Annotated in this window: 11 protein-coding genes; 2 read left to right on the top strand and 9 right to left on the bottom strand. The window is 70.5% G+C overall.

What is annotated here, in order from left to right:
* Positions 1–450 precede the first annotated feature (450 nt).
* From AB0F11_RS31370 to thyX, 3 genes are all read right to left on the bottom strand, one after another.
* A complete protein-coding gene (locus AB0F11_RS31370; RefSeq protein ID WP_362180985.1) occupies positions 451–2,136 on the bottom strand; it encodes a ribonuclease J in 1,686 nt (561 codons plus the stop codon).
* 131 nt (positions 2,137–2,267) lie between these two features.
* Positions 2,268–3,167, bottom strand: a complete 900-nt coding sequence (dapA, locus tag AB0F11_RS31365; protein ID WP_362180982.1) for a 4-hydroxy-tetrahydrodipicolinate synthase — start codon at positions 3,165–3,167, stop codon at positions 2,268–2,270.
* A gap of 245 nt (positions 3,168–3,412) precedes the next feature.
* Positions 3,413–4,153 (bottom strand): FAD-dependent thymidylate synthase, encoded by a 741-nt coding sequence (thyX, locus tag AB0F11_RS31360; RefSeq protein WP_361905418.1) that lies wholly within the window; start codon positions 4,151–4,153, stop codon positions 3,413–3,415.
* A 242-nt stretch (positions 4,154–4,395) separates the two neighbouring features.
* Between thyX and AB0F11_RS31355 the strand changes: the two genes are divergently transcribed.
* Together AB0F11_RS31355 and AB0F11_RS31350 are read left to right on the top strand one after the other, a co-directional pair.
* On the top strand, positions 4,396–4,635 hold the full coding sequence (locus AB0F11_RS31355) for a hypothetical protein (protein ID WP_362180980.1): 240 nt from the start codon (positions 4,396–4,398) through the stop codon (positions 4,633–4,635).
* A gap of 48 nt (positions 4,636–4,683) precedes the next feature.
* On the top strand, positions 4,684–5,241 hold the full coding sequence (locus AB0F11_RS31350; protein WP_362180977.1) for a PH domain-containing protein: 558 nt from the start codon (positions 4,684–4,686) through the stop codon (positions 5,239–5,241).
* Positions 5,242–5,331: 90 nt separating this feature from the next.
* On the opposite strand, the gene AB0F11_RS31345 is transcribed toward AB0F11_RS31350, so the two are convergent.
* From AB0F11_RS31345 to eccD, 6 genes are all read right to left on the bottom strand, one after another.
* Entirely contained in the window at positions 5,332–5,769 is a 438-nt protein-coding gene (locus AB0F11_RS31345) for a hypothetical protein (protein ID WP_362180974.1), read from the bottom strand.
* A gap of 17 nt (positions 5,770–5,786) precedes the next feature.
* Entirely contained in the window at positions 5,787–6,542 is a 756-nt protein-coding gene (gene dapB / locus AB0F11_RS31340; RefSeq protein WP_362180971.1) for a 4-hydroxy-tetrahydrodipicolinate reductase, read from the bottom strand.
* A 113-nt stretch (positions 6,543–6,655) separates the two neighbouring features.
* Entirely contained in the window at positions 6,656–8,035 is a 1,380-nt protein-coding gene (locus AB0F11_RS31335; RefSeq protein WP_362180969.1) for a pitrilysin family protein, read from the bottom strand.
* Positions 8,032–10,254: a polyribonucleotide nucleotidyltransferase gene (locus AB0F11_RS31330; RefSeq protein WP_362180966.1), complete on the bottom strand. Its 2,223-nt coding sequence runs from the start codon at positions 10,252–10,254 to the stop codon at positions 8,032–8,034. Before AB0F11_RS31330 ends, AB0F11_RS31335 begins: the two co-directional genes overlap by 4 nt.
* A gap of 310 nt (positions 10,255–10,564) precedes the next feature.
* Complete coding sequence (rpsO, locus tag AB0F11_RS31325) at positions 10,565–10,852, bottom strand: 30S ribosomal protein S15 (protein WP_114054450.1); 288 nt, start codon at positions 10,850–10,852, stop codon at positions 10,565–10,567.
* 171 nt (positions 10,853–11,023) lie between these two features.
* A complete protein-coding gene (gene eccD / locus AB0F11_RS31320; protein WP_362180963.1) occupies positions 11,024–12,532 on the bottom strand; it encodes a type VII secretion integral membrane protein EccD in 1,509 nt (502 codons plus the stop codon).
* Positions 12,533–12,579 lie beyond the last annotated feature (47 nt).

The raw sequence follows: 12,579 nt of genomic DNA, 5'->3' as shown, positions 1-12,579 counted from the left end.
TATCAACTTCTGGCGTTGATTTTTGGCACGCTGTTGAGTTCTCAAGGAACGGACGCTTCCTTCGTACTCACCCTCTCGGGCTTTCCTCCGGGCTTCGTTCTTCGTTTTTCGTTTTTTTCTTGCGGTTCAGACTCTATCAGAGTCTTTCTCGCTCCGCCTTCCGGGCTTTCGCTTTCACGTTTTCCCTTTCGGCGGTTCCAACCTTACCAGACTCTTTTCCGTGCCGTTTCCGGATCGGATTGGAATTCGGTGGCCGTTGGAGGGCCTTTCCCTTTCGGGCGGAGCAGACTTTATCAGGTTTCCCAGGGTCTGATTCCCACCCGCCCGCAGACCCGCCAGGGCACACGTGTGCGCCCGCGTTTCGTACGAGGTGGAGCCGTAAACGTACTGGAGCGGGGCCCGTGATGCAAATCCGGTTGCCCCGCTCCAGTGATGCCGCTACGCGAGGGGTCAGACCTCGACCACGACCGGCAGGATCATCGGGCGGCGGCGGTAGCCGTCCGAGACCCACTTGCCCACCGTGCGGCGGATGAGCTGCTGGATCTGGTGCGGCTCGGCGACGCCGTCGGCCGCCGCGCGGGCGATGGCCTCCTCGATCTTCGTCGCGACCTGGGTGAAGGCCCCGTCCTCGATGCCGGAGCCGCGCGCCTGGATGTTCGGGCCGCTGACGACCTTGCCCGTGGTGCTGTCCACGACCACGTAGACCGAGATGATGCCCTCTTCGCCGAGGATGCGGCGGTCCTTGAGGGAGCTCTCGGTGACGTCGCCGACCGACAGGCCGTCCACGTACACGTAGCCGGCCTGGACCTTGCCGGAGATCCGGGCCTTGCCGTCGACGAGGTCGACGACGACGCCGTCCTCGGCGATCACGATGCGGTCCTTCGGGACACCCGTCATCGCGCCGAGCTCGGCGTTGGCACGCAGGTGGCGCCACTCGCCGTGGACCGGCATCAGGTTCCGCGGCTTGCAGATGTTGTAGAAGTACAGCAGCTCGCCGGCGGAGGCGTGGCCGGAGACGTGGACCTTGGCGTTGCCCTTGTGCACCACGTTGGCGCCCCAGCGGGTCAGGCCGTTGATCACGCGGTAGACCGCGTTCTCGTTGCCCGGGATCAGGGACGACGCCAGGATCACCGTGTCGCCGGGGACGATCCGGATCTGGTGGTCGCGGTTGGCCATGCGGGACAGGGCCGCCATCGGCTCGCCCTGGGAGCCCGTGCAGACCAGCACGACCTCGTGGTCCGGCAGGTCGTCGAGGGTCTTCACGTCGACGACGAGGCCGGCGGGGACCCGCAGGTAACCCAGGTCACGGGCGATGCCCATGTTGCGGACCATGGAGCGGCCCACGAAGGCGACCCGGCGGCCGTACTCGTGCGCGGCGTCCAGGATCTGCTGGATGCGGTGGACGTGGCTCGCGAACGAGGCGACGATGATCCGCTTCTGGGCGCCGGCGAAGACGCCGCGGATGACGCCCGAGATGTCGCGCTCCGGCGGGACGAAGCCCGGGACCTCGGCGTTCGTGGAGTCCGAGAGGAGGAGGTCGATGCCCTCCTCGCTCAGACGCGCGAAGGCGTGCAGGTCGGTGAGGCGGTTGTCCATCGGGAGCTGGTCCATCTTGAAGTCGCCGGTGGCGACGACCAGGCCCGCGGGGGTGCGGATGGCGACGGCCAGCGCGTCCGGGATGGAGTGGTTGACCGCGATGAACTCGCAGTCGAAGACCCCGAGGGCCTCGCGGTCGCCTTCCTTCACCTCGAGGGTGTAGGGGCGGATGCGGTGCTCCTGGAGCTTCGCCTCGATGAGGGCCAGCGTCAGCTTCGAGCCGATCAGCGGGATGTCCGGCTTCTCCCGCAGGAGGTACGGGACGGCGCCGATGTGGTCCTCGTGGCCGTGCGTGAGGACGATGCCCTCGACGTCGTCGAGGCGGTCCCGGATCGACGAGAAGTCCGGCAGGATCAGGTCGATGCCCGGCTGATCCTCCTCGGGGAAGAGGACGCCGCAGTCGACGATCAGCAGGCGGCCGTCGAACTCGAAGACGGTCATGTTGCGGCCGATCTCGCCCAGGCCGCCCAGCGGGGTGACGCGCAGGCCGCCCTGGGGAAGCTTCGGCGGCGGGCCGAGCTCAGGGTGCGGATGGCTCAAAAGTCTCTCCTTCACCACACGCGCCACGTACCTCGTTCGGCACGTGGCGCGCATGTCATTCGTTCGTGCACTTGCGTGGGTGTAACCGGTCTTGCTTGTTCAGTTGTCCTGTTCAGTTGTGAAGTCCGTTGTCAGAGCTGTACCCCGCCGGCGGCAAGATCGATCTTGAGCTGGACGGTCTCCTCGGCGGTCAGCTCGACGAGCGGGAGCCGCAGCGGGCCCGCGGGCAGGCCCTGGAGGTTCAGGGCGCCCTTGGTGGTGATCACGCCCTGGGTGCGGAACATGCCGGTGAAGACCGGCAGCAGCTTCTGGTGGATCTCGGTGGCCTTCTGGACGTCGCCGTTCAGGTGGGCGTCGAGCATCGCGCGCAGCTCGGGGGCGACCACGTGGCTGACGACGGAGACGAAGCCGACCGCGCCGACGGACAGCAGCGGCAGGTTCAGCATGTCGTCGCCGGAGTACCAGGCGAGGCCGCTCTGGGCGATGGCCCAGCTGGCGCGACCGAGGTCGCCCTTGGCGTCCTTGTTGGCGACGATGCGGGGGTGCTCGGCCAGGCGCACCAGGGTCTCGGTGTTGATCGGGACGCCGCTGCGGCCGGGGATGTCGTAGAGCATCACCGGGAGCTCGGTGGCGTCCGCGATGGCCGTGAAGTGCCGGTAGAGGCCCTCCTGCGGCGGCTTGTTGTAGTACGGGGTCACGGCGAGCAGGCCGTGCGCGCCGGTGCGCTCGGCCTGGCGGGCGAGCTCGAGGGTGTGGCGGGTGTCGTTCGTGCCGATGCCGGCGACGACGTGGGCGCGGTCGCCGACTGCTTCGAGGACGGCTCGTACGAGGTCGTTTTTCTCCGCGTCGGTGGTGGTCGGGGACTCGCCGGTGGTCCCGTTGACGATCAGGCCGTCGTTGCCTGCGTCCACCAGGTGGACGGCGAGCTGCTGCGCGCCGTCGAGGTCGAGAGCGCCATCCGCCGTGAACGGCGTGATCATGGCGGTGAGGACCCGCCCGAAGGGGGTCTGCGGAGTCGAGATCGGAGCCATGGGTAACACGCTACTCGCTGCCACGCTCGCGGTGTCCCCTCGGGGGACGTCAATGGGTCGCGCCTCCCGTCGGCGGCCGGGAGGTGCGTGGAGCCCGGCACTGCCTGCTCGGGGGTTCAAGCAGTGCCGGGTCCGTTTGATCAGCCTAGATGAACTTTCCGAAACGCCGCAATACGGACACTTCGGACTATCTTCAGCGCATCCGTCCGGCAGGGGCTGATCTGCTCGTTCGGGGTCTTCCGGACCTACGGGGCGACGCGTCCGTTCGCGTTGAAGGCGGCGTACGTGAGCGGCATCAGCCGGGCCCAGTGCTGCTCCATCTTCTCGCCGACCATCTCGATCTCCCGCTGCGGGAAGGACGGCACGGTGGCGAGCTCGTGCTGGGTGCGCAGGCCCAGGAAGTGCATGAGCGAGCGGGCGTTGCAGGTGGCGTACATCGAGGAGAACAGCCCGACGGGCAGCACCGAACGGGCCACCTCGCGGGCCACGCCCGCCTCCAGCATCTCCCGGTAGGCCTCGTAGGCCTGACGGTACGAGTCCTCCATCACCCGGCCCGTCAGCTCCAGCTGGGCCTCGGTGCCCTCGACGAAGACGTACTTGCCCGGGCGGCCCTCCTGGACCAGCTTGCGCTCGGCGTCCGGGACGTAGAAGACCGGCTCCAGCTCCCGGTAGCGGCCCGACTCCTCGTTGTAGGACCAGCCGACGCGGTGCCGCATGAACTCGCGGAACACGAAGATCGGGGCGCTGATGAAGAAGGTCATCGAGTTGTGCTCGAAGGGGCTGCCGTGGCGGTCCCGCATCAGGTAGTTGATGAGGCCCTTGGAGCGCTCCGGGTCCTTCTGGAGCTCGTCGAGCGACTGCTCGCCGGCCGTCGAGACGCGGGCGGCCCACAGCACGTCCGAGTCGGCGGCGGAGTGCTTGACCAGCTCCACCGTCACATCGCTGCGGAAGCTGGGTTTCAGGGCTGGGGCGGCGGTCTCGCTCACCGGGGATCCTTCCGGACGACTCACAGGGGGGCGCGCCCACTCTACGGCGCCCGCCGGGGCTGCCCGTGCACGCACCCGGGGGTGCCGCGATCGCCCGTACGGCTGACGGACCGCCATGAAATCTGCCGGATGTCCCGAATTCCGGGCACCGATCGGTCGGTTCGCACGTCTTACCCGTAGAACCCGTATCCCGCGCAACCCGCCGCCCCGTCCCGGGCCCTGACCGTGAGGAGAGTCGCCCCATGCTCCGCCGGCGCGAACCCGTCCCGTTCGCCTTCGTCGCCGAGGCCGACCGTTTCCGCAGCAACGTCGCTCCGCCGCCGCGCGAGAGCCTGAGCAAGGCGCAGCTGGCCGCCCGCAGTCTGGTCGGGCTGACCGTCGTGGCCGGGCTCGCCGGCTCCCTGCTCTTCGGTGTTCCCGCACTCCAGCCACACCGCGCGCCCGCCACGTCGCAGCAGTCGGAGGCCGTCCAGGGGCGGTAGCCTCACGGGCACAGCCCTACCGAACGTGCATATGAGTGAGGTCCAGCCGTGCCCCTGCCCTTCCTGACGGCCGACGGCGCGTTCGACGCGCAAGACGACGACGCCCCCCTCGACCACGACGACCGGGACCGCTGGCGCCGGCCGTACCGCCCGGGCCCCTGGCGGGTGGCGGGCTCGGCCCTGCTGCTCCTGCTGTCCGCGTTCATGCTGCTCGCCACGATGATCATCGCGTTCGCGGGCGGCTGGGCCGGGGCGGCCGTCTGCCTGGCGGCGGCCCTGGGTGTGATCGGGACCGCGCTGCGGATCCTGATGGCGGGCGTCTGGGTGAGCCGTACGGGGCTGCGCCGGGTCGGGCTGCTGCGGACGCGCTCGGTCGCGTGGAGCGAGGTCGGCGAAGTCCGCACCGTGCAGCAGCCGGTGCGCTGGCTCGGCCTGCCGCGGACGGTGCAGGGCCAGGCCCTCACCGCAGCCGGGCGGGACGGCGCCGAGCTGCCGGTGCTGCTGACCGACCACAACGCCGACTTCCTGTCCCGGGCCGAGGCCTTCGACCGGGCGGTCGACATGGTCGCGGCCTGGGCGGACGAGCACCGGGCCGTGCCCGTCTGAGGCGTACGGCGCAGCCGGTGAGCCCGTACGGGGATCAGGCCCGTACGGGTAGCGCTGTGGCCGGAAAGGTGAACCCTTCCGGTCACAGCACTAGCTGTCGTGCAGGGCGATGGCCCTCTGCATGGCCTTGCGGGCCCGCGGGGTGTCGCGGGCGTCGTGGTAGGCGACGGCGAGGCGGAACCAGTTGCGCCAGTCCCCCGGCGCATCCTCCGTCTCTGCCTTGCGGCGAGCGAAGACCTCGTCGGCCGAGTCCCGCAGGATCCGCCCGTACTCGTCCCGCTCCAGCTCGTCCACGGGCAGTCCGCCCTCGGCCTCCAGTGCGGCGGCGAGTTCGTTGGCCCGCGTGACGAAGCGGGTGTTCTTCCACAGGAACCAGATGCCGATGACCGGCAGGACGAGCACGGCCGTGCCGAAGGTGACGGTCAGCCAGGTGCCCTGCTGGATCAGCAGGACGCCGCGGCTGCCGACGAGGACGAAGTACACGACCAGGACGGCGGCCGTGAGGAAATAGGTGATCTTCGCGCGCATGGTGTTACTGCCCGATGTCAGCCGAGGTCGAGGAAGTGTTCCAGGCCGAAGGTGAGGCCCGGGGTGGTCACCACGCGGCGCGCGCCGAGCAGGATGCCCGGCATGAAGCTGCTGTGGTGCAGGGAGTCGTGGCGGATGGTCAGGGTTTCGCCCTCGCCGCCGAGCAGGACCTCCTGGTGGGCCAGCAGGCCGCGCAGGCGGATGGCGTGCACCGGGACGCCGTCGACGCTCGCACCGCGGGCGCCGTCGAGGGCGGTGGCGGTGGCGTCGGGCTGCGGGGCGCAGCCGGCCTCGGCGCGGGCGGCCGCGATGAGCTGGGCCGTACGGGTCGCCGTGCCGGAGGGGGCGTCGACCTTGTTGGGGTGGTGCAGCTCGACGACCTCGACGGACTCGAAGTAGCGGGCGGCCTGGGCGGCGAACTTCATGGTGAGGACGGCGCCGATGGAGAAGTTCGGGGCGATGAGCACGCCCGTCTCGGGCGAGCCGGCGAGCCAGCCGTTCAGCTGGGCCAGGCGCTCCTCGGTCCAGCCGGTGGTGCCGACCACGGCGTGGATGCCGTGGCGGATGCAGAAGTCGAGGTTGCCCATGACCGAGGCGGGGGTGGTCAGCTCGACGGCGACCTGGGCGCCGGTCTCGGCGAGCGTCTCCAGCTTGTCCCCGCGGCTGAGTGCGGCGACCAGTTCCATGTCCTCGGCGGCCTCGACGGCCCGGACGGCCTCGGACCCGATGCGCCCCTGGGCGCCGAGTACCGCGACCCGCAGCTTGCTGCTCATGCGTGCTTCCTTCGCTTCCACTGGTCGTGGCGGCCAGGCCGCCGTTCCTGCGCCGGGGGCGCCGGCCGGCCGTCCCGGGCGGGGCGGCGGCCGGCGTCCCTGCCGCTCGTGCCTCAGGCCACCGCTTCGTCGAGGCGGGCGGCCTGCTTCTCCTTCAGCGGGCCGATCACCGCGAGCGACGGCCGCTGGGCCAGTACATCCTGGGCGACGGAGCGGACGTCGTCCGGGGTCACGGACCCGATCCGGGCCAGCATCTCGTCGACCGACATCTGGTCGCCCCAGCACAGCTCGCTCTTGCCGATGCGGTTCATGATCGCGCCGGTGTCCTCCAGGCCGAGGACGGTGGAGCCGGACAGCTGGCCGATGGCCCGCTTGATCTCCTCGTCCGTGAGCCCGTCCGTGACGACCTTGTCGAGCTCGTCGCGGCAGATCTGCAGGACGTCGTGGATCTGGCTGGGGCGGCAGCCGGCGTACACACCGAAGAGTCCGGTGTCGGCGAAGCCCGAGGTGTACGAGTACACGCTGTAGGCCAGGCCGCGCTTCTCGCGGACCTCCTGGAAGAGCCGGGAGGACATGCCGCCGCCGAGGGCCGTGTTCAGCACGCCGAGCGCCCAGCGGCGGTCGTCGGTGCGGGCGAGGCCCGGCACGCCGAGGACGACGTGGGACTGCTCGGTCTTGCGGCTGATCAGGTCGACCCGGCCCGAGGTGCGGATCCGCTTGGTGCCGCTGCGCGGGCCGATGGGCTCGGCGTCGGTGTGGCCGAGGGCGCCGGCCTTCTCGAAGGCGGCGCGGACCTGGCGGACGACCTTGTTGTGGTCGACGTTGCCGGCGGCTGCGACCACCAGGTGGCGGGGGTCGTAGTGCTTCTTGTAGAAGCGGCGGATCCGGTCGGCGCCGAGGGCGTTGATCGTGTCGACGGTGCCGAGCACGGGGCGGCCCAGGGGGGTGTCGCCGTACATGGTGTGCGCGAACAGGTCGTGCACGCAGTCGCCCGGGTCGTCCTCGGTCATCGCGATCTCTTCGAGGATGACGCCGCGCTCGGCGTCCACGTCCTCCTGGCGGATCAGCGAGCCGGTGAGCATGTCGCAGACGACGTCGATCGCCAGCGGCAGGTCGGTGTCGAGGACCCGCGCGTAGTAGCAGGTGTACTCCTTCGCCGTGAAGGCGTTCATCTCACCGCCGACCGCGTCGATCGCCGAGGAGATGTCGAGGGCGCTGCGCCTGCCGGTGCCCTTGAAGAGGAGGTGCTCGAGGTAGTGCGTGGCGCCGTTGAGCACGGGGGTCTCGTCGCGGGAGCCGACGTGCGCCCAGATGCCGAAGGTGGCGGAGCGGACGGAGGGCAGCGTCTCGGTGACGATGCGCAGTCCGCCGGGCAGGACGGTGCGCCGGACGGTGCCGATGCCGTTCTCGCCCTTGAGGAGGGTTTGGGTACGGGCGACGGCCCGCCCCTCCGAAGAGGGGCGGGCCGTCACACGGGAACTACGCGACGTCACTTGTCGGAGTCGTCCTTGTCGGCGTCGGCGTCGGCGTCCTCGCCCTCGATCACGGGGATCAGGGAGAGCTTGCCGCGCTGGTCGATCTCGGCGATCTCGACCTGGACCTTGGCGCCGACCGCGAGCACGTCCTCGACGTTCTCCACGCGCTTGCCGCCGGCGAGCTTGCGGATCTGCGAGATGTGCAGCAGGCCGTCCTTGCCCGGCAGCAGGGAGACGAAGGCACCGAAGGTGGTGGTCTTGACGACCGTGCCCAGGTAGCGCTCGCCGACCTCCGGCATGGTCGGGTTGGCGATGCCGTTGATCGTGGCGCGGGCGGCCTCGGCGGCCGGGCCGTCGGCGGCACCGATGTAGATGGTGCCGTCGTCCTCGATCGTGATCTCGGCGCCGGTGTCCTCCTGGATCTGGTTGATCATCTTGCCCTTGGGGCCGATGACCTCGCCGATCTTGTCCACGGGGATCTTGACGGTGATGATCCGCGGGGCGTTGGGGGACATCTCGTCCGGGGTGTCGATCGCTTCCATCATCACGTCGAGGATGTGGAGGCGGGCGTCGCGGGCCTGCTTGAGGGCCGCGGCCAGGACGGAGGCCGGGATGCCGTCCAGCTTGGTGTCGAGCTGGAGGGCGGTGACGAACTCCTTGGTGCCGGCGACCTTGAAGTCCATGTCGCCGAAGGCGTCCTCCGCACCGAGGATGTCGGTGAGGGCGACGTAGTGGGTCTTGCCGTCGATCTCCTGGGAGATCAGGCCCATGGCGATACCGGCGACGGGGGCCTTCAGCGGCACACCGGCGTTCAGCAGCGACATGGTGGAGGCGCACACCGAGCCCATGGACGTCGAGCCGTTGGAGCCGAGGGCCTCGGACACCTGGCGGATCGCGTAGGGGAACTCCTCGCGGGTCGGCAGGACCGGCACGATCGCGCGCTCGGCGAGCGCACCGTGGCCGATCTCGCGGCGCTTCGGCGAACCGACGCGGCCGGTCTCGCCGACGGAGTACGGCGGGAAGTTGTAGTTGTGCATGTAGCGCTTGCGGGTCACCGGGGAGAGGGTGTCCAGCTGCTGCTCCATGCGGAGCATGTTGAGGGTGGTGACGCCCAGGATCTGGGTCTCGCCACGCTCGAACAGCGCCGAGCCGTGCACGCGCGGGATGGCCTCGACCTCGGCGGCGAGGGTACGGATGTCCGTGATCCCGCGGCCGTCGATGCGGACCTTGTCCTTGATGACGCGCTCGCGCACCAGGGCCTTGGTCAGGCTGCGGTAGGCGGCGGAGATCTCCTTCTCGCGGCCCTCGAAGGCCGGCAGGAGCTTCTCGGCGGCGAGGTCCTTGACGCGGTCCAGCTCGGCCTCGCGCTCCTGCTTGCCGGCGATGGTCAGCGCCTGCGACAGCTCGGCGCGGACGGCCTGCTCCAGGGCGGCGAAGACGTCGTCCTCGTAGTCGAGGAAGACCGGGAACTCGCCCTCGGGCTTGGCGGCCTTGGCGGCGAGGTCCGACTGGGCCTTGCACAGGACCTTGATGAAGGGCTTCGCGGCCTCGAGACCGGCGGCGACGACCTCCTCGGTCGGCGCCTCGGCACCGCCCTTGACCAGGGCGATGGTCTGCTCGGTGGCCTCGGCCTCGACCATCATGATCGCGACGTCGCCGTCCTCCAGGGTGCGGCCCGCGACGACCATGTCGAAGACGGCGTCCTCGAGCTCGGAGTGCGTCGGGAAGGCGACCCACTGGCCCTTGATCAGCGCGACGCGGACGCCGCCGATCGGGCCGGAGAAGGGCAGGCCGGCCAGCTGCGTGGACGCGGACGCGGCGTTGATCGCGACGACGTCGTACAGGTGGTCGGGGTTCAGCGCCATGACGGTGGCGACGACCTGGATCTCGTTGCGCAGGCCCTTCTTGAAGGACGGGCGCAGCGGGCGGTCGATCAGGCGGCAGGTGAGGACCGCGTCCTCGGAGGGGCGGCCCTCGCGGCGGAAGAAGGAGCCGGGGATCTTGCCCGCGGCGTACTGGCGCTCCTCGACGTCCACCGTCAGGGGGAAGAAGTCGAGCTGGTCCTTGGGCTTCTTCGACGCGGTGGTGGCGGACAGCACCATCGTGTCGTCGTCCAGGTAGGCAACGGCGGAGCCGGCGGCCTGGCGGGCCAGGCGGCCCGTCTCGAAGCGGATGGTGCGGGTGCCGAAGGAGCCGTTGTCAATGACGGCCTCGGCGTAGTGGGTCTCGTTCTCCACTAGCGTTTCTCCATTTTCGTCGTCTCCGTCCGCGGCCCGTGTGGCGGCGGACGGTGGCGGAGAAGCGCTCCTTGCGTGTGGGCCGGTCTTCGATCGAAGCACCCGGTTCTGGGCCCGTGGGGCGTTCCGGGTACCACTACCGAGGACCGGCGGCGTAGGAGTGCGCTCCTCCTTCTTCAGTTGTGCACCGGTGCGTCGCGCGGTTGTGTCCAGACTACAAAGCGTCCGGTACGTCCCGCACGCGTACAGCGGCGCGTACAGCAAAGGGAGCGGCCCCCCTCGAGGTGGGAACCGCTCCCTTCACAGCGTCTTACTTGGCGCCGGCCGCACCACGGCGGATGCCGAGGCGGTCGACCAGCGTACGGAAGCGCTGGATGTCCTTCTTGGCCAGGTACTGCAGCAGGCGGCGGCGCTGGCCGACCAGGATCAGCAGACCACGGCGGGAGTGGTGGTCGTGCTTGTGGGACTTCAGGTGCTCGGTGAGGTCCGAGATCCGCTTCGAGAGCATCGCGACCTGGACCTCGGGGGAGCCGGTGTCGCCCTCCTTGGTACCAAACTCAGCGATGATCTGCTTCTTCGTAGCGGCGTCGAGCGGCACGCGTACTCCTCTTGGGTGTCATGGCCACCGAGTGCCCCAGGTCGTATTCGCTGGGGATCTTCCGTAACTCGGGAGGCGGGTCCGCTGGGCGCAGCCTCCAGAGGTCTCGCCTCCGGGGGTGCGTACACAAACGGCCGTCACACAGCGTACCAGGCGCCGTGCGGGCACGTCTCAGCTGGTGAGCGAGCGGGCCCGGGCGTACACGTCCAGCACGGCCAGGGCCAGCGGGACCAGGCCGAGCAGCACGGCCGCCTCGGTGAGGTCGAGGAGCCGCCCCCAGAAGGGTGACAGACCCTTGCGGGGTATGACCAGTGCAATTCCGGTGAGGAGGGCGGCGCCGGCGGCGACGGCGGCGGACAGCCAGATCGCACGGAGGTCCAGGCCGCCGCGGTCGTGGTAGCGGGTGAGCTCCAGGACCAGGTCGGCCGGCGGGTGCAGGGCCAGGCCCAGGACGAGCAGGGCGACGGCGGCGAGGCCGGCGGCCAGGGTGCACACGACCTGGGAGGTGTAGCGGAAGAGGCGGGCGCGCAGCAGCATGGCGAGACCCGTGGCCAGGGCCAGGAGGCGGCCCCAGGTGTTGTCGGAGAAGCCGAGGACGGCGGCGGAGGCGACGACGACCGCGGCGCAGCCGCCGACGAGGCCGAGCAGCATCTCGTGGCCGCGGCGGGCCTGGGCGGCGATGGCGTCGGCGTCGAGCGGGGTGCCGGCCTCGACGGGGTCGGGGCCGGCGGCGGGGTCGCCGTACGGCTCGGTCTCGTAGCGGTCCGGGGTCTCGTAGACCTCGACGGCGCTCTGCGGGGCGGAGTAGCCGATGGGGAGCCGGGCGAAGCGGGCGGACAGGCCGGGCAGGAAGGCGACGAGGCCGATGGCGACGGGGGCGCAGACGGCGGCGGTGGCGGTCGCGGAGGCCTCGGTGACGATGGCGAGGAAGGTGGCCAGGGTCCCGGTGGCGCCGACGAAGGTGGCCGCGACGAAGGGGGCGTCCCCGTTCGGGGTGAGGGCGACCAGGGCGACGGAGGCGACCAGGACGCAGACGCAGCCGAGGAGGAACTGCAGCCGGCCGGGGCCCTGGCCGGCGGCGGGGGCGAGGATGCCGGAGCCGGCGATCAGCAGCTGCGGGAGGGCGCCGAGGCCGAGGGCGACGGCGGAGCCGCGGTCGCGGTAGACCCGGGCGCGCACGCCGGCGGCGGCGGTCAGCAGCACGCCGATCGCGCCGGCGATGATGCCGGGCAGGCTGTGCATGTCGTGGCGGACCGGGTCGGCGTACCAGATGACGAAGCCGAGCAGGACGAAGAGCAGGGCGGCGCCGGCCAGGCCCGCGCCGCGCAGCATGTCGTCGCTCCACAGGTGCCGGTCGCGGACGACGGCGGAGGCGACGGCGTCGGAGACGTCGTCGAAGACGGCGGGCGGCAGGGAGTCGGCGAACGGGCGCAGGCTGAGCACCTCGCCGTCGAGGACCTGCTGGGCCGCGAGGGTGCGGGCGCCGTCGAGGACGGTGCCGTCGCGGCGTACGAGGTGGAAGCCGGTCGGGGCGCCGACGGGCTGGGTCTGGCCGGTGAGGCGCAGGAGTTCCGGGTAGACGTCGGCGACGGCTATGTCCTCGGGGAGGGCGACGTCGATGCGGCTGTCGGGAGCCACGACGGTGACCCTGCAGAAGCCCGTCGTTGCGGCCGTACTCACCTGTGTGACCCCCTGGTTGGCGAAGCTGGAGCGACCCGCTGCCGTCT

The organism is Streptomyces sp. NPDC032472 (assembly GCF_040636955.1).
Lineage (GTDB): Bacteria > Actinomycetota > Actinomycetes > Streptomycetales > Streptomycetaceae > Streptomyces.
Note: the sequence above shows the minus strand (reverse complement) of the source record. Positions and strands in the feature narration are given on the sequence as shown.

Bases quoted from the DNA above. Each gene is read 5' to 3' on its own strand.
- dapA (WP_362180982.1), bottom strand. From the start codon at position 3,167: ATGGCTCCGATCTCGACTCCGCAGACCCCCTTCGGGCGGGTCCTCACC.
- AB0F11_RS31355 (WP_362180980.1), top strand. From the start codon at position 4,396: ATGCTCCGCCGGCGCGAACCCGTCCCGTTCGCCTTCGTCGCCGAGGCC.
- AB0F11_RS31345 (WP_362180974.1), bottom strand. From the start codon at position 5,769: ATGCGCGCGAAGATCACCTATTTCCTCACGGCCGCCGTCCTGGTCGTG.
- dapB (WP_362180971.1), bottom strand. From the start codon at position 6,542: ATGAGCAGCAAGCTGCGGGTCGCGGTACTCGGCGCCCAGGGGCGCATC.